Origin of the sequence: Streptomyces botrytidirepellens (assembly GCF_003721215.1) — a bacterium.
GTDB classification, from domain to species: domain Bacteria; phylum Actinomycetota; class Actinomycetes; order Streptomycetales; family Streptomycetaceae; genus Streptomyces; species Streptomyces himastatinicus.
In genome coordinates, this window is sequence record NZ_RIBZ01000375.1 from 1 (window position 1) to 652 (window position 652).

Genomic DNA, 652 nt, shown 5'->3' on the forward strand with positions numbered 1-652 from the left:
TGGCACAACTGGACCACCGGAGCCACAGCCAAGCGATCCCTGATCGCCTACGACCACTGAGAACATCGGACTCATTCATCTAGAGCAGCTGCTTGATGAGGTTGTACTCCACCACCTCGTAGCCCAGCGACTCGTACAGCCGCAGCGCGGTGGTGTTCCCGCCGAAGACGTGCAGGCCGAGGCTGCGCGCCCCGGCGGCCAGGCTGTCGCGCTCGGCGGCCAGCATCAGGGTCCGGCCGTGGCCGTGTCCGCGGTGCCCCTCGGCGACCTCGACGGAGTAGACGTACGCCTCGCCCCGCTCCTCGGCGTCCGGCTCCCCGGCGCGCAGCGCGACCCAGAGGGTGCCCACGTCCGTGCCGTCGTGGGCGAGGACCCGCAGCACCGTGCCGGGAGTGGCGGGGCCGTGCGGCAGCAGCGTCGCGTAGTCGGTGTCCGCCTTGGCCTCGGCCTCTTCCCGGGTGAGCCCGCTGTCGAGTGCACTGCGGGCGTAGTGGGCGCGCCTGTGGGCCTGCCAGGCCGGGTAGTCGGCCTCCGCCATGGCCCGTATGGCGCTGCCCGAGGGCAGCTCGGGTGGCTCCCTCAGCGGCTTGATCATTATGCGGCCGCGCTCGCGGTAGCCGAGCGCGGCCGCCAGGCCGAGGGCGGTCGCCGC

Annotated in this window: 1 protein-coding gene; it reads right to left on the reverse strand. The window is 72.4% G+C overall.

What is annotated here, in order from left to right; genetic code table 11:
- Positions 1-79 precede the first annotated feature (79 nt).
- The coding region (locus EEJ42_RS31040; RefSeq protein WP_148082060.1) for a GNAT family N-acetyltransferase at positions 80-652 on the reverse strand (573 nt) is incomplete at its 5' end.